Source organism: uncultured Paracoccus sp. (assembly GCF_937873615.1).
Classification (GTDB): domain Bacteria; phylum Pseudomonadota; class Alphaproteobacteria; order Rhodobacterales; family Rhodobacteraceae; genus Paracoccus.
Map to the genome: position 1 here is coordinate 1 of NZ_CALMYP010000007.1, position 15,835 is coordinate 15,835.

A 15,835-nucleotide genomic window follows, 5' to 3' on the forward strand; every position below is an offset into this window, starting at 1 on the left:
GAGCATGACACATCTCACCCCCGCAGGGAATCATCCGTCAGGTGACGAACACTAGCGCAGCGAGGGCAAGAGATCGACGATGAGTGAAAACCATTCTGACGAACAGAAGCCCAAGCGATTCGACCTATCCAAGCTAGGCTTGGAAATGAGCAATGAAGAACGCGCAATTTCGGATAAGCGGCTGCAAAAACAACTCAAGGAATTGTCGGAAGGCGGCGCGAGCGCATTTCAAGACGCCATGAATTCCGTGAACAGCATACTAGATGCAATAAATGCAAGCGGTATCAATAGCACCCAAGATCAGATTAGGGATGCCATTTACGGCTCAGCGACAACTGGCGTCCAAGATCATTTTTCCGCTCTGACGGGCGCTGGCATGGATCATTTCATGGCTGAACAGGTGGCGATAGAAGAAGCACGCAGAACAGCGCTAGGCGGCCTACCAGAAGGTTACATGGGCCATCTGTTGGGCGCTCAGACAGAAGCTTCACGATTGATGGAAGAAATGCGTGAAAACCATCGCTTGATGTTCCAGCACATCGATATGTTCGCGGATAGGCGGCGTTCGATTGAAGCCGTTACTTCCTTCGATCTGAATAGCGTTCTCATCCCGCGCATGGATAATGTATATGATGCATTAGGCATTGATCGTATCGGCTCCGCTTTGGCTGCCGCTGACGCGGCAAGCGTTCTGGGTATCCACCCAGCCTTCAACGACGAGATTCTGACCGCCACCTCCCTTATCAGCGAACAGTTCTCTGCTTTTAGTGCGGCGAAGGAAGCCGCGTCAGTTGCGCTCAGGCTAGGTATCCCGGAGCGACTGGAAGAGATGTTGGCCCGCAGCATCGCGGCCCAAGAGGCTCTTGTTGACGAATATCGTGAAGCGGCCAAGGACGCCAAAGTTGAGGCGGCTTTTCATCGTCGCTACGCCACGATCTCTATGGTTATCAATATCTTAATGTTCCTATTGGCCTTCGCGCTGCAAATTGAAGAGCGTATAACAGATAAAGATGAAGCTGTCCGTGCCAACACTGAAGCCGTGCGCGAGTTGCAGCAATCGTTTGACGGTATGGCGACTCAAATGAAGCGCATGAACGATTTACAGGAGTCCGCGTCTGCGGATGAACAGGCCGCTGACGCGGCTATCGCAGACATTTTGCGCGAGATTGCCGATAGTCTAGCGGATCAAAGCCTCGAAGGGTCGGCTCCTGATGCTGCGGAAAATTTGTCCGTCACGGTAGATACTGGCGATGAGACTCCTCCAACGATTGAGTAGGGCGAAAATCAGACGAAGGGCCGCGTTAGCGACCGCTTCGAACGACAGCCTAGGGCCATCACACCCCATCACCCGACTGCCGAAAAGCCATTATCCCCCAGCGGACAAGGGTGCTGGGTCATCGCCCCCGAACCGCGCGGCAGGTAGCAGGGGATGGCCGACCAGTCCACGGAGGGATGACGGATCGCCTGCAAGGACGCGTTCAGATCGCTCAGGTCATGGCCGCTACCATAGTTGCCACCCACGCCGCCTTCCTCGCGCCCGGCGATGGCTTCCCGGTGACCGTGGAACATCTTCGCGTGGCGGCAGGCGTCCTGAAAGCTGTGACGCAGGCTGTGGAATGAGTTCTTCCCGGTCTTGATCCCGATCTTGACCAGATAATCGGAGAAGAACTTGGTGACGTTATGCGAGTAATAGCCCTTGGCACCGACCTTGAGGTCCGGGAACAGCCGATCTTCTGGCCGCGACATGCGCTTTCGATCCGCGACAAGGGACAGAAATCCCAGCGCCTTCAACTGGTCGTGGATCGGCACCTTGCGCCGGGCATGGGCCGTCTTCACCCGCTTGCCCTCGGTATCGTCGATGACGTGAAGATAGGCGATGCCGTCTTCTTCCTTGATGTCGGATAGCAGAAGCTGGCCCAATTCGTTCGACCGCGCCCCCGTCCACAGGCCCAGCAATGGCAGCCAGAAGCGCCAGTCATCGTTCATCACCACATTGCCGGGTTCATGGCGTGATCGCTGCGACAGACAGGACCGCCAGGGCTGCCGTCCTTTCGGACGGTGGCCGCACCGGCAGGCCGCGCAAGGAGATCATGGCCTCGCGCGCCTTCGCCTATCGGATCAATCGACCTGAGGAAGACATTCATATCCTGATCGGGCATAGCTATGACCGGCCCCTTGCGTCCAGATCGGCAGGAACGCTGGACATTCGGGACGGTGACGACGCGGTGACATTCGAGGCGGAAATCACGCCTCAAATGCAGCGGGTCAGCTATGTGATGGACTTTCTTGCCGGGTTCCGGGCCGGGCTTGTCATGGGGATTTCGCCGGGCTTCCGCATCCCGCCTGAGCGCGCCGTGCCCGAGGCCGAGAAGGTCGAGGAGGAAGACCCGTCCCTTGGCATGGCGCTGATTCGGACGATCTTCGCGGCGTTGCTTTACGAGTTCTCGTTCGTCACGCGCCCGGCCTATCCCGATACGCAGGTCGAGGAACGCAACTGGACGCCTTCCGAAGGCGGGCTGCTGGTGCCTGAAAACACGAAACCGGGTCTGCGCAATTTTGCGCACCCTGCCAGCCGGTGGAGGGCGTGACATGGCGGTGACACTGAAAGAGGTCGAGGCCATCCCGGCCAACTATCCCGCGTCACCGGCAAGCCTTTCGGCGGCTGCGGCGGCGCTCAATGCGGATGCGATCTGGCAGCGACTGGAAGCCTATTGCCGGAGGCGCTGGACCGCGCGGGAAGTGGTCTGGACGGTCGAGGGGGGAGGCGAATGGGAAGCCCCCCTGTCGCCCGCCACGTTGAACACGGTCGAGATCTGGGACAGTGGCGCATGGGCCGAATGCACCCCGGCGGCATCCCCCTGGGGCGGCTATGACCTTCCCGGCAACGGGCCGTATCGGATCACGGCGGACGTGGGCGGCGGTGACGTGCCTGCGGCTGTCATGGAAGCGTTCCGGCGCTTGGCCGAATACATGGCGGACGAACCCGACCGGGCGGGCGTGGCAAACCACTCCCTCAACATGGGCGGGGCCATTGCGGAAAGCTATGCCCGCAACCCCGACTGGATCGGCAAGGCGCTGCAACATTCCGGCGCGGCTGATCTGCTGCGCCCCTATCGGAGATTGAAGTGATGGGCATTATGAACCTGTTCCGGCGCGGCAATGCGCCTGTCGAAACCCGCGCTGTCGCGATGGGATACACCTCTGACCTGATCGCCGCGCGGGCCGAATGGCTGGCAGGCGGTTCCGGTGTCGGAGAACTGACCGCGACCGTGCAAAGCTGCGTCAGCCTCTGGGAAGGGGCTTTCGCGCTGGCTGATGTGGAAGGCACCCGGCTTCTGACCCGCCGCAATCTGGCGCTGTTCGCGCGGATGATGGCGCTTCGTGGCGAATCGGTCTTCGTGATCCGGGGCGACCGGCTCTTGCCCGTGAGCGATTGGGACATCAAGACCCGGCAGGGCATCCCGTCCGCCTATCGTGTCAGCATTTCCGAGGTTGGCGGCGGGCTGTCGGAAACCGTTCTGGCTGCCGAGGTCATTCATTGCGCCATCGGATCGAGCGCGGCGGCACCCTGGGCCGGAACCTCGCCCCTGCACCGGGCCAGCCTGACGGCGGAGCTGCTGCAAGAGGTCGAGACCGCGCTGCGGGATGTCTATCGCGACGGGCCAATCGGTTCGCAGATCGTGCCATTCCCCGAGGCGCCGGAAAACGACCTGTCTTCGCTGGCGCGCGGCTTCCGTGGCAGGCGAGGCAAGATCTTGATGCGCGAAAGCGTCAACGTCGCGGCGGCGGGTGGCCCGGCACCGGCCCAGGACTGGCGGGCATCGGGCGTCACCCCGGATATTCAGGGCGTCATGCCACGCGAGACGCTGACAGCGGCCCGAGGGGCGATCATGGCCAGCTATGGTGTTCTGCCCGGGCTGTTTGCCGAGAATGCGCAGGGACCGCTTGTCCGCGAGGCGCAGCGGCATCTGGCGCAGATCGTCTTGCAGCCGATAGCGATGCTGCTGGCAGAGGAGGCGACACAGAAAATCGGGCAGGCCGTAAAACTCGATCTGGTTCGCCCGATGCAGGCGTTCGACGCGGGCGGCAAGGCGCGGGCCTTCGCGACCATGCTTTCGGCGCTGGCAGAGGCCAAGGCGGCAGGGCTGGACGCGGCGGCGCTCAAGGATGCCGAGAACTTCATTGATTGGGCGGATTGAAAGGATAGAGAAAAATGCAAAATGAACTGATGCCAGGCGATTTGGTGCAGCTGAAATCCGGCGGGCCGGTGATGACCTATGGCGGCGCGGGCGGAGCCTTCGCAACCGAGGCGCGGTGCCTGTGGTTCGTCGGCACCGAACTGAAGTCCGCGACCTTCCCCTTTGGCGCGCTGGAAAAGGCACGGAGGGCGAAGGGTAACGCAATGCCGCTGGCGGTGTGAAATACGAATAGTTTTCGCATTTGGCGCAACGGGTTTTCTCCTTGCCCGGCGCGCGGATCGCCACGTTGCTGAGCGGGGGCGATCAATGGGCCGGGGGGCAGTGCTTCCCGGCCTTTTCTGTGCGCGTGGAGTCGACGGGACGTCCGCACCGCCAGCTTGAACGAAATCTGATCTTCGTTACCCCAAACGTTACCCCGACCGAGTATCGCCTTACTTTTTGTCGAAGCCCGATCTTGTAACTGTCTGATTTTATTGGTGGAGCCAAGGGGAGTCGAACCCCTGACCTCTTGAATGCCATTCAAGCGCTCTACCAACTGAGCTATGGCCCCACCGGAGGTCTGGCGCCGCGCGTTGCGCCGCTGCCGTGGGGGGTCGTATAGGGGGTGGCGCGGGGGGGCGCAAGCGGAAAATTCGACTTTCCGAAGGCCCGTCTGAAAAAGGAAAAGCGGGACGTTCCGGTCCCGCTTTCTGCTGCGTTTTCAAGTCGTTTGCGCTCAGCGATCCCGGCCCATGATCCGGTCGAGGCTGATCGGGCCGGGGCCGGCGAAAACGATGTAGAGAAAGACGAAGCAATAGAGAATCGCGGCATCGCCACCGTTCAGCACCGGATAGGGGGATTGCGGCGCATGGGCGGTCCAATAGGCGACTGCCATCAGGCCCGAGAGCAGAAACGCCACCGGGCGAGAGAAGAGGCCCAGGACCAGCAACCCGCCGCCGATCAGCTCCAGCATGCCCGCGATCCAGAATTTCGACATGAAGGCGGGCGCAGCCATGCTGCCGGCCGGGACGCCCAGGATCTTCTGGCTGCCATGGGCCATGAAGATCAGCGCCGCGACGATGCGCAGCAGGCTCAGCATCTGCGGCGAGAGGGCGGTCAGGGATCTCATCTTCTCGGGCTCCGACGCCGGAGGGGGGCGGCGCGGCGGGGATGCCGCCGCGCGCGGGATCAGTCTTCGTCGTCGCTGGCCACGTCGGCGATGTCGTCCAGCGACACATCGTCGTCACTGTCATCGTCTTCCAGCAGATCGTCGTCGATATCGCCGCTGTCGTCATCGTCGAGATCGTCGTCGATCAGGTCGTCGTCCTGATCCTCGTCCTTCGAGGCCGTCTTCTCGGAAACCAGCGAGCGGCCGCGACCCTGGGCCAGGCTTTCGACGGTGAACTCGGTCCCGCAGGCCGGGCAGGTCATCGGGTCATTCCGGAGGTCGTAGAAACGGGCTCCGCAATGCGGGCAGAGGCGTTTCGTGCCCCATTCCTCTTTGGGCATGGTAATCTCCTTACGCCGCGGTTAGGTAAATTTGCGTCCCCCTGCCACAAGCCCATCAAGCTGTAAAGGCCTATCCGCAGGCAATGTCCGAGCAGATCCATATAGACGGTATCGAGGTTTCCGTGCGGCGCAATGCACGCGCCCGGCGGATGACGTTGCGTGTGCCACGTGCGGGCGGGAGCGTGGTGCTGACCCTGCCGATGCGGGCCAGCCTGTCGTCGGGGCGGGAATTCGTGCAGTCCAAGGCCGATTGGCTGCGCCGGACGGTGGCGGCCATGCCCGGCCCGCAACTGGTCGTGGATGGGGTGCAGTTTCCCGTGGCCGGGCAGACGGTGCTGCTGCGTGCGCTTCCCTTGCGCCAGGTGCGCCTGCAGGACGGCATTCTGGCGGTGCCGGCGGGCAGGCCCGTCGGGCCCACGGTTCAGGCCTGGCTGAAGCACCGCGCCCATGTCGCCCTGCGCGAGGCGGTGGACCGTCATGCCGAGGCCCTTGGCCGCAAGCCCCGGGCGATGTGCCTGCGCGACACGAGGTCCCGCTGGGGCAGCTGCACCTCGGACGGGCGGCTGATGTTTTCCTGGCGGCTGGCGATGGCGCCGCCTCTGGTGCTGGATTACGTCGCGGCGCATGAGGTCGCGCATCTGGCCCATATGGACCATTCGCCGCGCTTCTGGGCCGAGGTCGCCCGGCTGATGCCGGGGCACGATCCGCACCGGGCCTGGCTGCGTCGGCATGGATCGGAACTGCAGGCCTGGCAGTTCAAGGATTGACGGCACCCGAACTTGTGATCACAAATGCCGGATGACTGTCGCCAGACCCGCCGAGCCCGCCGCGCATGAGCGGCTTTACCGCAATCTGCGCGGGCGGATCCTTGTCGGCGAATTGCCGCCCGGTCTGGCGCTGACCCTGCGCGGGATCGCCGCTGAACATGGCGTCTCGATGACGCCCGCGCGCGAGGCCGTGCGCCGGCTGGCGGCGGAGGGGGCGCTGACGCTGTCGGCCTCGGGGCGGGTGACGACGCCGGAACTGTCGGTCGAGCGGATCGAGGAACTGGCCGCCCTGCGCGCGCTGATCGAGCCGGAACTGGCCTCGCGCGCCTTGCCGCGCGCCCATTTCGCGCTGATCGACCGGCTGAGCGCGGTGAACGGCACCATTGCCGATGCGGTCATGCGCCATGATGCCGTGGCCTATATCCGCAGCAATCTGGAATTTCACCGCATGCTTTATCTGCGGGCGCAGGCGCCGGCGATGCTGGCCATCGTCGAAACCGTGTGGTTGCAGCTTGGCCCGACGATGCGCGCGCTTTACGGCCGGGTGCAGCGCAACGAGCCGCCGCGCCATCACCGGCTGATCATCGCCGCGCTGAAGGCGGGGGACGAGCCCGGGCTGCGCCTTGCCATCCGCGCCGATGTCACCCATGGGCTGCGCCATCTGGCTGCGGATGCCGCCCCCCGTTGACCTTTGGGGCCGGGCGGGGCTATCGCAGGCGGGAACAAGCGGAAGAAGATCATGAACCTCTTTGCCGATATTCGCGCGGTCGTGACCGGCGCAATCGACCGGATGATGGCGGCGGGCGAGCTGCCCCTCGGTCTGGACCTGAAAAACGTCACCGTCGAGCCGCCGCGCGATGCGGCCCATGGCGACATGGCCACCAATGCGGCGATGGTGCTGGCCAAGCCCGCGCAGATGAAGCCGCGCGACATTGCCGAGAAGCTGGCGGCGCATCTGACCGGGGATGCCCGCATCACCTCGGCCGAGGTGGCGGGGCCGGGTTTCATCAACTTGCGCCTCGATCCGTCGGTCTGGCAGGGTGTGATCCGGGGGGCACTGGCGGCACCCGAGGGGTATGGCCGCTCGGATCTGGGGCAGGGGATCAAGATCAATGTCGAGTTCGTTTCCGCGAACCCGACCGGGCCGATGCATGTCGGCCATACAAGGGGCGCGGTCTTCGGCGATGCGCTGTCCAGCCTGCTGGATTTCGCCGGCTATGACGTGACCCGCGAATATTACATCAACGATGGCGGGGCGCAGGTCGATGTGCTGGCGCGCTCGGCCTATGAGCGTTACCGCGAGGCGAACGGGCTGGAACCCGAGATCCGCGAGGGGCTTTACCCCGGCGATTACCTGATCCCGGTGGGCGAGGCGCTGAAGGCCAGGTATGGTGACAGCCTGATCGACAGGCCGGAAGAGGAATGGCTGGTCGAGATCCGCGAATTCGCCACCGAAGCGATGATGCAGATGATCCGCGAGGATCTGGCGCTGCTGAATGTGAAGATGGATGTCTATTCTTCGGAAAAGGCGCTTTACGGCTCGGGCCGGATCGAGGCGGCGATCGACCGGCTGCGTTCGGCCGGGCTGATCTATGAAGGCGTGCTGGAACCCCCGAAAGGCAAGCTGCCCGACGATTGGGAGGCGCGCGAGCAGACGCTGTTCCGGTCCACCGATCACGGCGACGATCAGGACCGGGCGGTGATGAAATCCGATGGAAGCTGGACCTATTTCGCCCCCGATATCGCCTATCACTGGGACAAGATCGACCGTGGCTTCGACCAGCTGATCGACGTGTTCGGCGCCGATCATGGCGGCTATGTCAAGCGCATGAACGCCGCCGTGAAGGCCCTGTCGAATGGCCGGGTGCCCTTGGATATCAAGCTGATCCAGCTGGTAAAACTGTTCAAGAACGGCGAGCCCTTCAAGATGTCGAAGCGCGCCGGCACCTTCATCACCCTGCGCGACGTGGTCGAACAGGCGGGCCGCGACGTGACCCGCTTCCACATGCTGACCCGCAAGAACGACGCGCCGCTGGATTTCGATTTCGACAAGGTGCTGGAACAGTCCAAGGACAACCCGGTCTGGTATGTGCAATATGCCTCGGCCCGGGTGCATTCGGTCATGGGCAAGGCGGCGGAACTTGGCGTCGACACCTCGGATGCGGCGCTGACACAGGCCGATCTGTCGCGCCTGTCGCACCCGGCCGAGCTGGAACTGATCCGCAAGCTTGCCGAATATCCGCGCCTGATCGAGGCGGCGGCCATCGCGCATGAGCCGCATCGGGTCGCGTTCTACCTCTACGATCTGGCCGGTTCCCTGCATTCGCTGTGGAATCGCGGCAATGACGAATTGTCCCTGCGATTCGTTCAGGAAGGCGATCTGGCGGCCACGGCGGCAAAAATCGCGCTGATTCGTGCAGTTGGCGTTGTCATTTCGTCAGGTCTTGCTATTCTTGGGGTGACTCCGGCCAAGGAAATGCGCTGACAAAAGGTGCCCTGGCCGGGATCGGGCAGTAATCAACAGCCGGGCACCCGGCAGGCAGGCATCGTATGGTAGTTACCGATTTCGGCACGGGCCGATTCGCGGATTCTGCGCCTCGTCAGGCGCGGCAATACCCCTATCAGCATCAGGCTCAGGACGATTACGACGAGGAATACGGCTGGTATGACGAAGACCAGCAATATGCCGAGGATTATCCCGAAGGTCTGGGCGCGCGGCTTGGCCGGCTGACCCATTACCTTGGCGCGGTGGTCTCGGTCGTGCTTCTGGTCGGGCTGGTGGTCTGGGGCTACAAGCTGGTGGCGCGCGATGTCTCGGGCGTGCCGGTGATCCGTGCCGTGCAGGGCGAGGCGCGCACCGCGCCCGACGATCCGGGCGGAGAACTGGCCCGCAATGGCGGGTTGTCGGTGAACGAGGTTGCGGCCGGCGTCGAGGTTCCGCCAAGCGCCGAGATCGCCATCGCCCCCGCCCCGACCGGGCTGGCCGAGGACGATGTCGCCATGGGCGAATTGGCCGATGTCAGCGCGATGACGGCCATGGCCGATCCGATGGTGCCGGTTTCCCCCGAAAATCCCGTGGTGGCAATTTCGGACGCCGATGCGGCGGCGGGTCTGGCCGCCGGGCTGACCACCGATCTGAATTCGCTCGGCATCGTGTCCGCCGACGATCCGGCCCTGGTCGATATGGCCGCGACCGAGGCGGTCGAGCCGGTGATGCCTGTGGCCACCGTCGAAGCCGCCCGTCCGGCGCGCCGTCCGGCCTCCATCGCCTCGCGCGCGCAGAGCGCCCCGGCGGCACAGGCCCCCGCGGTCGAGGCCGCCGTGGCCGAGGCCGTGACCGAAGCGCCCGAACCGGCGCCGGTCCAGCAGGCCAGCGTTGCCTCGGGCTCGCCCCTGGTGCAGATCGGTGCCTTCGATTCCGATGCCATCGCCAATGGCGAATGGGGCCGGATCTCGGGCCGCTTCTCCTCGCTCTTTGCCGGCAAGTCGCCCATCGTGCAGAGCACCGAGCGTAACGGCCGCACCTTCTATCGCCTGCGCGTCGCCGGCTTCGCTTCGCGCGACGATGCCCGCCGCTTCTGCGCCGCGCTGATCGCAGAAGGCACCGACTGCTATCCTGCATCGGCGCAATAATGACGACGGCGGCGATCTTCGGGCTTCTGGGCACCGAACTCAGTCAGGCCGAGCGGGATTTCTTCCGCTCGGCCGATCCCTGGGGCTTTATCCTGTTCGCCCGCAATGTCGAAAGCCCGGATCAGTTGCGCCGCCTGACCAATGACCTGCGCGATGCGGTCGGGCGCGATGCCATCGTCACCGTCGATCAGGAAGGCGGGCGCGTGCAGCGGATGCGGGCACCGCACTGGGCCGAATGGCTGCCGCCCCTGGACGATGCCCTGCGTGGGCCCGAGGCGATGCGCCTGCGCTATCGCCTGATCGGGCAGGAATTGCGCGCCGTCGGCATTGACAGCGATTGCGCGCCGACGCTGGACATCGCCAATGACGCCACCCATCCCTTCCTGCAGAACCGCTGCCTTGGCCGCACGGTTGAGGACGTGGCCGCGCGCGGTCGCGCCGTGGCCGACGGGTTGCTGGAGGCGGGCGTTCTGCCGATCATGAAGCATATGCCCGGCCATGGCCGCGCCGTGGCCGACAGCCATCACGAAACCCCGGTGGTCACCACCTCGCATGAGGAACTCTCGCGGACCGATTTCGCCGCCTTCCGGGCGTTGAACGATCTGCCCATGGGGATGAGCGGGCATATCCGCTTCGAGGATATCGACCCCATGCCCGCCACGGCCTCGGCCCGGATGATCGGGGTGATCCGCAGGGAAATCGGCTTCGACGGGCTGCTGATGACCGACGATATCTCGATGAACGGGCTTTCGGGAAGCATCGGCGAACGCAGTGCCGCCTCGATCGCGGCGGGGATCGACCTGATCCTGCATTGCCACGGCCATATGCACGAGATGGAAGATGTCGTCGCCAATGCCGGCGACATGACGCCCGACGCGATCCGCCGGGCCGATCATGCGCTTGGCTTCCGGTGCCCGCCCGATACGGTCCCCGCCGCCGATCTGCTGGCCGAATATCGCGCCCTTGGCGGGCAGGTGGAATGGCCTGCGGCCTGAATGCGGACCGAGTGCGGTCCGGCTGCGGCTTGACAGCCGGGCGGGCAGGGCCGAACCTGCGGCCCTGATCCCGCGAGGTTAGGTTGAGCGATAACGTCACCCCCCTGCGCCCCGCAAATCGCGGCACGCGCCCCGAACAGCTGCCGCTGGAAATCTCGCGCGCGGTCGAGGAGCGCCGCGCCGAAGAGGCGCTGATCGTCGATATCGACGGCTATGAAGGCCCGCTCGATCTGCTGCTGAACCTCGCCCGGGTGCAGAAGGTCGATCTGATGCAGGTCTCGATCCTGCAACTGGCCGAACAATATCTGGCCTTTGTCGAGGAGGCGCGCCAGCTTCGCATCGAACTCGCCGCCGATTATCTGGTCATGGCCGCCTGGCTGGCGTTCCTGAAATCGCGGCTGCTGCTGCCCCCCGATCCCGAGGAAGAGGGCCCTTCGGCCGAGGATCTGGCGGCGCATCTGGCCTTCCAGCTGGAACGGCTGGACGCGATGCGGCAGGCATCGAGCCGGCTGATGGGGCGCGACCGGCTGGGGCAGAGCCGCTTCGTGCGCGGGATGCCTGAACAGATCGCCAGACGGCGCAGCGTCACCTATGAGGTCGGGCTGATCGACCTGATGCGCGCCTATGCCCGGCTGAAGACCCGCGACGAATTCCGCCCCTATGCCTTCGACCGCAAGGACGTGTTCACCATGGAGCAGGCGCTGGAACGGATGCGCCACCTGATCGGTTTTGCCGGCGAATGGACCTCGCTTCTGGAATTCCTGCCCGAGGGCTGGGGCGGCGGCGAACGCGGGCGTTCGGCCACCGCCGCCACCTTCGCGGCGACTTTGGAACTGGCCAAGCAGGGCCGGGTCGAGATCCGGCAGGCCGAGACCTTTGCCCCCATCGCCATCCGCCGCAGGCCCGGACAGGACGGACCCAAGACATCATGACTGACGATCTGGAATTTCCGCCGCCGCCCCTGGAGGAGCAGGAGCGCATGGTCGAGGCGATGCTGTTTGCCTCCGCCCAGCCGGTCAGCCTGCGCGATCTGGCCGAGCGCCTGCCGCAGGGTGCAGACCCGGCTGAGGCCGTGGCGCGGCTGCGTCGCCGCTATGAGGGGCGGGGGGTGGAACTGGCGCGCGTGGGCGAAGCCTTTGCCTTCCGCACCGCGCCGGACCTGTCCTTCCTGATGCAGACCGAAACGGTCGAGACCCGCCGCCTGTCGCGCGCCGCGACCGAAACGCTGGCCATCATCGCCTATCACCAGCCGGTCACCCGCGCCGAGATTGAGGAGATCCGTGGCGTTGCCACCTCTCGCGGGACGCTGGATCAGCTGATCGAACTGGCCTGGGTGCGCATCGGCCGGCGTCGGATGACGCCGGGGCGGCCTGTTACCTTCGTGGTGACCGACGAATTCCTTGACCATTTCGGGCTGGAAACCGCCCGCGACCTGCCCGGCCTCAGCGAATTGCGCGCGGCGGGGCTGCTGGACAGCCGTCCGCCCTCGGATCTGGCGGTGCCGGTGGTGCGCGACGATGCGGATGATGATATAAGCGATGAAACCCGCCCGGGCGACCTGTTCGGCGAGGAGGATGGGGCATGAATATGAACCAGTTCATGAATGTCTTTGGCCGCCACCTGATGCGCGCCGCGACCCGCGCGGCGGTGGCCATCGGCATCACCAAGGGCATCGAATATGCCGCCAATCGCGGCAAGGACCCGGCCCAGATGACCCCGGAGGAGCGTCAGCAGGCGCTGAAGGCGCAGAAGGATACCCGCGCCATGGTCAAGCGCGCCCGTCAGGCGGCGCGGATCACCCGGAGAATTCGCTGAACTGCTTGGCCAGCTTCAGCCCCTGACCCTGATAGTTCGAGGCGATGTCCTGCCCGTATAGCCGCGCAGGCCGGTTCAGCATCTTCTCATAGACCAGCCGGCCGACGACCTGACCGTGCTCCAGCGCGAAAGGGGCCTCGTGGCAGCGGACCTCCAGCACGCCGCGCGCGCCGTGGCCCCTTGGGCCGATGCCGAAGCCCGGATCGAAGAAACCGGCATAATGAACGCGGAACTCGCCGACCATGGCCAGATAGGGGGCCATCTCGGCCGCGTAATCGGGCGGGATCGCCACCGATTCGCGGCTGACGAGGATATAGAAGGCGCCGGGATCGAGGATCAGCCGCCCATCCCGGCTGTGCAGCGCATCCCAGAATTCGCGCGGATCGTAGGCGCCGATCCGGTCCAGATCGACGACGCCGCTATGCGGCTTGGCGCGAAAGCCGACCAGATCGCCGGCCTCGGGGCGCAGATCGACCGAGAAGCCCAGCCCCTGATCGATCAGCGCCGGGCCGCCGACAAGCGGGCTTGCCGCGTGCAGGGCGCGAAGTGCTGGATCGTCCAGCACCGCCTGACCCTGCCGCAGCCGCAACTGGTTCAGCCGCATCCCGGGTCGGACCAGAACCGAGAAGCTGCGCGGGCATATCTCGGCGTAAAGCGGGCCGTCATAGCCTTCGGGCAGGCGGTCGAACTCGGTCCCGTCATCGGTGATCAGCCGCGTCAGCAGGTCCAGCCGCCCGGTCGAGCTTTTGGCATTGGCGACGGCGGTGATGCCTTCGGGCAGGCGCAGGCGCTCCATCAGCGGGACCAGATAGACGCAGCCCTTTTCCAGCACCGCCCCGTTCGAGATATCCATCCGGTGCATCTCGAAATCGGGCAGGCGATCCTCGATCCGGTGGCCCTTGCCGGGCAGGAAGGAAGCCCGCAGCCGCCAGGCCTGCAGGCCCAGCCGAAGGTCCAGACTGGCCGGCTGGATCTGCGCATCGGTGATCGCGGGCGTGGCGGAAATCGCGCCCGTTTCGATCAGTTCCCGCAGTTTCGTGTCAGGAAGAACGCCGCTCATGCCATGCCCCGGATATGCGAACGCCCACCCCGTAAGAGGTGGGCGTTTCGGTAATGGTCGGGCCGGCGAGATTCGAACTCGCGGCCTTCCGCCCCCCAGACGGACGCGCTAACCAGACTGCGCCACGGCCCGACGCCGGCCATATAGGGCGAAGCGCGGTCGGGACACAAGGGGGGCCGGGCGACAAAATGCGGATCGTGCGCGGCGGGTTCAGTTCGCAAGCGCGCGCCGTGCCCGTGCCAGCCGGCTCAACTGTTCCGAGGCCGCTTCGGCAGGTATGGCGGGGCGGTCCTGAAGGGTGGTGCAGATCGCCACCAGCCGGCCCAGCCAGTCGACCGATGCCGGCGCGTTCGCCCGGTCGGGCGAATCGTCCGCGACGGTGGGCGCCCCAAGCTCGGGGAACAGCGGCAGGGTCTCGGGCGGGGCGAGCTTCCGCTTGCGGGCGGGCGGGGCGGTGCGCTTTTCAACGGAGGCGCCAACTGGGGCTGCCGGGGGTTCGACAGGCGGGGCCGTAACGGGTTCGGGCGCTGCGGTTGCGGCCGGCTGTGGTGCGGCAGCCGCGCCATCGGCCAGGGTGCCATCAAGCCGCGCCGCCCCGCGCGCCTTAAGTGCCGCACCCCGATCCGCCTGCATCTGCTTCTTTGCCCCGCGGATCGACACGCCTTCCTCGCGCAGCAATTCGCACAATCCGGCGGCCAGCTTCACGTCATCCGGGCGATAGTAACGCCGCCCGTCCCGGCGTTTCACCGGCGAGAACAGCGGGAACTGGCTTTCCCAGTAGCGCAGCACATGAGGCGCGACTCCAACCAGTTGCGAGACCTCGCCAATGGATCGGAATGCCTCGGCTGCCTTCTTCATGTCAGGACTTGTTGCCGTCCGCGACGCGATCCTTCATCAGATGCGAAGGCCGGAAGCTGAGCACGCGGCGCGGCGTGATCGGCACTTCTTCGCCGGTCTTGGGGTTGCGACCGATGCGTTCGTTCTTGTCGCGGACCGAGAAGGTGCCGAAGGACGAGATCTTCACCTGTTCGCCCCGGACGAGCGCGTCCGAGATATGGGTCAGCACGCTTTCGACCAACTGGCCGGATTCGTGACGCGACAGGCCTACCTCGCGGAAGACGGCCTCGGCCAGATCCATGCGTGTCAGGGTCTTGTCACTCATCGCTCACCTCGTCGGGATGCCAGATAGATTGCTTACTCAAAATTCCCGAGTCAACCAGCCAGCCGCAGTTCCGTTCCCGACAAGTTTCGAAAAAGCCAAGTTTTATTGGTCATGGCAGAACCGTTCGGTTCAAAATGGACGCAATCAAGCCTTGACGCGCGCAGAGACGCGCCAGGAAATGTCAGGGCCGCCGTCGCGTCCTTTTCCCTTTGCGGGCGGGGCGCAGGCGCGATAGATGGCGCGGGCAGGAAAGGAAGCCCGATGACCGCCAACCGCCCCGAATTGCCGCCCGAGATCGCCCGCCGCCGCACCTTCGCCATCATCAGCCACCCGGATGCCGGCAAGACCACGCTGACCGAGAAATTCCTGCTCTTCGGCGGCGCCATCCAGATGGCCGGTCAGGTCCGCGCCAAGGGCGAGGCGCGGCGCACGCGTTCGGACTTCATGAAGATGGAACAGGACCGGGGGATCTCGGTCTCGGCCTCGGCCATGTCCTTCGAATATGGCCAATACCGCTTCAATCTGGTGGACACGCCCGGCCACAGCGATTTTTCGGAAGATACCTATCGCACGCTGACGGCGGTGGATGCGGCGATCATGGTCATCGACGGGGCCAAGGGCGTCGAAAGCCAGACCCGCAAGCTGTTCGAGGTCTGCCGCCTGCGCGACCTGCCGATCCTGACCTTCTGCAACAAGATGGACCGCGAAAGCCGCGA

General features: G+C 64.9%; 20 protein-coding genes and 2 tRNA genes. 14 read left to right on the forward strand and 8 right to left on the reverse strand.

The genetic code is table 11. The annotated features are described in order from the left end of the window. Positions 1–79 precede the first annotated feature (79 nt). Positions 80–1,276, forward strand: coding sequence for a hypothetical protein (locus Q0330_RS02115; protein ID WP_299473708.1), 1,197 nt, complete (start codon positions 80–82; stop codon positions 1,274–1,276). Between the two features lie 68 nt (positions 1,277–1,344). Here the strand turns inward: Q0330_RS02115 and Q0330_RS02120 are convergent, their stop codons facing one another. Continuing rightward, positions 1,345–1,986 (reverse strand): site-specific integrase, encoded by a 642-nt coding sequence (locus Q0330_RS02120; RefSeq protein WP_299473711.1) that lies wholly within the window; start codon positions 1,984–1,986, stop codon positions 1,345–1,347. Positions 1,987–2,009: 23 nt separating this feature from the next. Between Q0330_RS02120 and Q0330_RS02125 the strand changes: the two genes are divergently transcribed. From Q0330_RS02125 to Q0330_RS02140, 4 genes are read left to right on the forward strand one after another with little or no spacing between them, the layout of a single operon-like run. Continuing rightward, entirely contained in the window at positions 2,010–2,588 is a 579-nt protein-coding gene (locus Q0330_RS02125; protein ID WP_299473714.1) for an HK97 family phage prohead protease, read from the forward strand. Position 2,589: 1 nt separating this feature from the next. Continuing rightward, complete coding sequence (locus Q0330_RS02130) at positions 2,590–3,129, forward strand: hypothetical protein (protein WP_299473716.1); 540 nt, start codon at positions 2,590–2,592, stop codon at positions 3,127–3,129. Then, the gene (locus Q0330_RS02135) at positions 3,129–4,199 is read left to right on the forward strand and encodes a hypothetical protein (RefSeq protein WP_299473719.1); all 1,071 of its coding nucleotides are present in this window, start codon (positions 3,129–3,131) and stop codon (positions 4,197–4,199) included. The genes Q0330_RS02130 and Q0330_RS02135 overlap by 1 nt, the downstream gene beginning before the upstream one ends. A 29-nt stretch (positions 4,200–4,228) precedes the next feature. Further along, positions 4,229–4,420 carry a DUF2158 domain-containing protein gene (locus Q0330_RS02140; protein ID WP_299473722.1) on the forward strand — a complete coding sequence of 64 codons (192 nt, stop codon included), beginning with the start codon at positions 4,229–4,231 and terminating at the stop codon, positions 4,418–4,420. Positions 4,421–4,673: 253 nt separating this feature from the next. Here Q0330_RS02140 and Q0330_RS02145 read toward each other — a convergent pair. The 3 genes from Q0330_RS02145 to Q0330_RS02155 form a co-directional block, all read right to left on the reverse strand. Beyond that, positions 4,674–4,749 (reverse strand) — tRNA-Ala (locus Q0330_RS02145). A gap of 165 nt (positions 4,750–4,914) precedes the next feature. Next, entirely contained in the window at positions 4,915–5,307 is a 393-nt protein-coding gene (locus Q0330_RS02150) for a DoxX family protein (RefSeq protein ID WP_299473725.1), read from the reverse strand. Positions 5,308–5,366: 59 nt separating this feature from the next. Next, positions 5,367–5,687, reverse strand: a complete 321-nt coding sequence (locus Q0330_RS02155; protein WP_299473728.1) for a TIGR02300 family protein — start codon at positions 5,685–5,687, stop codon at positions 5,367–5,369. Positions 5,688–5,770: 83 nt separating this feature from the next. Between Q0330_RS02155 and Q0330_RS02160 the strand changes: the two genes are divergently transcribed. From Q0330_RS02160 to Q0330_RS02195, 8 genes are all read left to right on the forward strand, one after another. Continuing rightward, on the forward strand, positions 5,771–6,454 hold the full coding sequence (locus Q0330_RS02160) for a SprT family zinc-dependent metalloprotease (protein ID WP_299473731.1): 684 nt from the start codon (positions 5,771–5,773) through the stop codon (positions 6,452–6,454). A 31-nt stretch (positions 6,455–6,485) separates the two neighbouring features. Further along, a complete protein-coding gene (locus Q0330_RS02165; RefSeq protein ID WP_299473734.1) occupies positions 6,486–7,142 on the forward strand; it encodes a GntR family transcriptional regulator in 657 nt (218 codons plus the stop codon). A 51-nt stretch (positions 7,143–7,193) separates the two neighbouring features. Next, positions 7,194–8,939 (forward strand): arginine--tRNA ligase, encoded by a 1,746-nt coding sequence (argS, locus tag Q0330_RS02170; protein WP_299473737.1) that lies wholly within the window; start codon positions 7,194–7,196, stop codon positions 8,937–8,939. A 65-nt stretch (positions 8,940–9,004) separates the two neighbouring features. Next, positions 9,005–10,087 (forward strand): SPOR domain-containing protein, encoded by a 1,083-nt coding sequence (locus Q0330_RS02175; protein ID WP_299473740.1) that lies wholly within the window; start codon positions 9,005–9,007, stop codon positions 10,085–10,087. Continuing rightward, entirely contained in the window at positions 10,087–11,082 is a 996-nt protein-coding gene (locus Q0330_RS02180) for a glycoside hydrolase family 3 N-terminal domain-containing protein (protein ID WP_299473743.1), read from the forward strand. Before Q0330_RS02175 ends, Q0330_RS02180 begins: the two co-directional genes overlap by 1 nt. 140 nt (positions 11,083–11,222) lie before the next feature. Further along, positions 11,223–12,014, forward strand: coding sequence for a ScpA family protein (locus Q0330_RS02185; RefSeq protein ID WP_299473764.1), 792 nt, complete (start codon positions 11,223–11,225; stop codon positions 12,012–12,014). Beyond that, positions 12,011–12,667, forward strand: a complete 657-nt coding sequence (gene scpB / locus Q0330_RS02190) for an SMC-Scp complex subunit ScpB (RefSeq protein ID WP_299473746.1) — start codon at positions 12,011–12,013, stop codon at positions 12,665–12,667. Before Q0330_RS02185 ends, scpB begins: the two co-directional genes overlap by 4 nt. Next, the gene (locus Q0330_RS02195) at positions 12,664–12,897 is read left to right on the forward strand and encodes a hypothetical protein (protein WP_299473749.1); all 234 of its coding nucleotides are present in this window, start codon (positions 12,664–12,666) and stop codon (positions 12,895–12,897) included. The genes scpB and Q0330_RS02195 overlap by 4 nt, the downstream gene beginning before the upstream one ends. Here the strand turns inward: Q0330_RS02195 and Q0330_RS02200 are convergent. From Q0330_RS02200 to ihfA, 4 genes are all read right to left on the reverse strand, one after another. Beyond that, positions 12,878–13,957, reverse strand: a complete 1,080-nt coding sequence (locus Q0330_RS02200; protein WP_299473752.1) for a 2'-deoxycytidine 5'-triphosphate deaminase — start codon at positions 13,955–13,957, stop codon at positions 12,878–12,880. The genes Q0330_RS02195 and Q0330_RS02200 overlap by 20 nt on opposite strands. 54 nt (positions 13,958–14,011) lie before the next feature. Beyond that, positions 14,012–14,089, reverse strand: a tRNA-Pro gene (locus Q0330_RS02205). A 78-nt stretch (positions 14,090–14,167) separates the two neighbouring features. Next, a complete protein-coding gene (locus tag Q0330_RS02210) occupies positions 14,168–14,815 on the reverse strand; it encodes a MerR family transcriptional regulator (protein ID WP_299473755.1) in 648 nt (215 codons plus the stop codon). Between the two features lies 1 nt (position 14,816). Continuing rightward, positions 14,817–15,119 carry an integration host factor subunit alpha gene (ihfA, locus tag Q0330_RS02215; protein ID WP_299473758.1) on the reverse strand — a complete coding sequence of 101 codons (303 nt, stop codon included), beginning with the start codon at positions 15,117–15,119 and terminating at the stop codon, positions 14,817–14,819. Between the two features lie 261 nt (positions 15,120–15,380). Between ihfA and Q0330_RS02220 the strand changes: the two genes are divergently transcribed. After that, positions 15,381–15,835 (forward strand): GTP-binding protein (locus Q0330_RS02220; RefSeq protein ID WP_299473761.1); only part of this gene is annotated, 455 nt, incomplete at its 3' end.

Coding starts and splice junctions, on each gene's coding strand:
- Q0330_RS02195 (WP_299473749.1), top strand. CDS start 12,664: ATGAATATGAACCAGTTCATGAATGTCTTTGGCCGCCACCTGATGCGC.
- Q0330_RS02160 (WP_299473731.1), top strand. CDS start 5,771: ATGTCCGAGCAGATCCATATAGACGGTATCGAGGTTTCCGTGCGGCGC.
- Q0330_RS02200 (WP_299473752.1), bottom strand. CDS start 13,957: ATGAGCGGCGTTCTTCCTGACACGAAACTGCGGGAACTGATCGAAACG.
- Q0330_RS02180 (WP_299473743.1), top strand. CDS start 10,087: ATGACGACGGCGGCGATCTTCGGGCTTCTGGGCACCGAACTCAGTCAG.
- Q0330_RS02175 (WP_299473740.1), top strand. CDS start 9,005: ATGGTAGTTACCGATTTCGGCACGGGCCGATTCGCGGATTCTGCGCCT.
- Q0330_RS02140 (WP_299473722.1), top strand. CDS start 4,229: ATGCCAGGCGATTTGGTGCAGCTGAAATCCGGCGGGCCGGTGATGACC.
- scpB (WP_299473746.1), top strand. CDS start 12,011: ATGACTGACGATCTGGAATTTCCGCCGCCGCCCCTGGAGGAGCAGGAG.
- Q0330_RS02155 (WP_299473728.1), bottom strand. CDS start 5,687: ATGCCCAAAGAGGAATGGGGCACGAAACGCCTCTGCCCGCATTGCGGA.
- Q0330_RS02165 (WP_299473734.1), top strand. CDS start 6,486: ATGACTGTCGCCAGACCCGCCGAGCCCGCCGCGCATGAGCGGCTTTAC.
- Q0330_RS02130 (WP_299473716.1), top strand. CDS start 2,590: ATGGCGGTGACACTGAAAGAGGTCGAGGCCATCCCGGCCAACTATCCC.
- Q0330_RS02150 (WP_299473725.1), bottom strand. CDS start 5,307: ATGAGATCCCTGACCGCCCTCTCGCCGCAGATGCTGAGCCTGCTGCGC.
- argS (WP_299473737.1), top strand. CDS start 7,194: ATGAACCTCTTTGCCGATATTCGCGCGGTCGTGACCGGCGCAATCGAC.
- Q0330_RS02120 (WP_299473711.1), bottom strand. CDS start 1,986: ATGAACGATGACTGGCGCTTCTGGCTGCCATTGCTGGGCCTGTGGACG.
- Q0330_RS02115 (WP_299473708.1), top strand. CDS start 80: ATGAGTGAAAACCATTCTGACGAACAGAAGCCCAAGCGATTCGACCTA.
- ihfA (WP_299473758.1), bottom strand. CDS start 15,119: ATGAGTGACAAGACCCTGACACGCATGGATCTGGCCGAGGCCGTCTTC.
- Q0330_RS02210 (WP_299473755.1), bottom strand. CDS start 14,815: ATGAAGAAGGCAGCCGAGGCATTCCGATCCATTGGCGAGGTCTCGCAA.
- Q0330_RS02135 (WP_299473719.1), top strand. CDS start 3,129: ATGGGCATTATGAACCTGTTCCGGCGCGGCAATGCGCCTGTCGAAACC.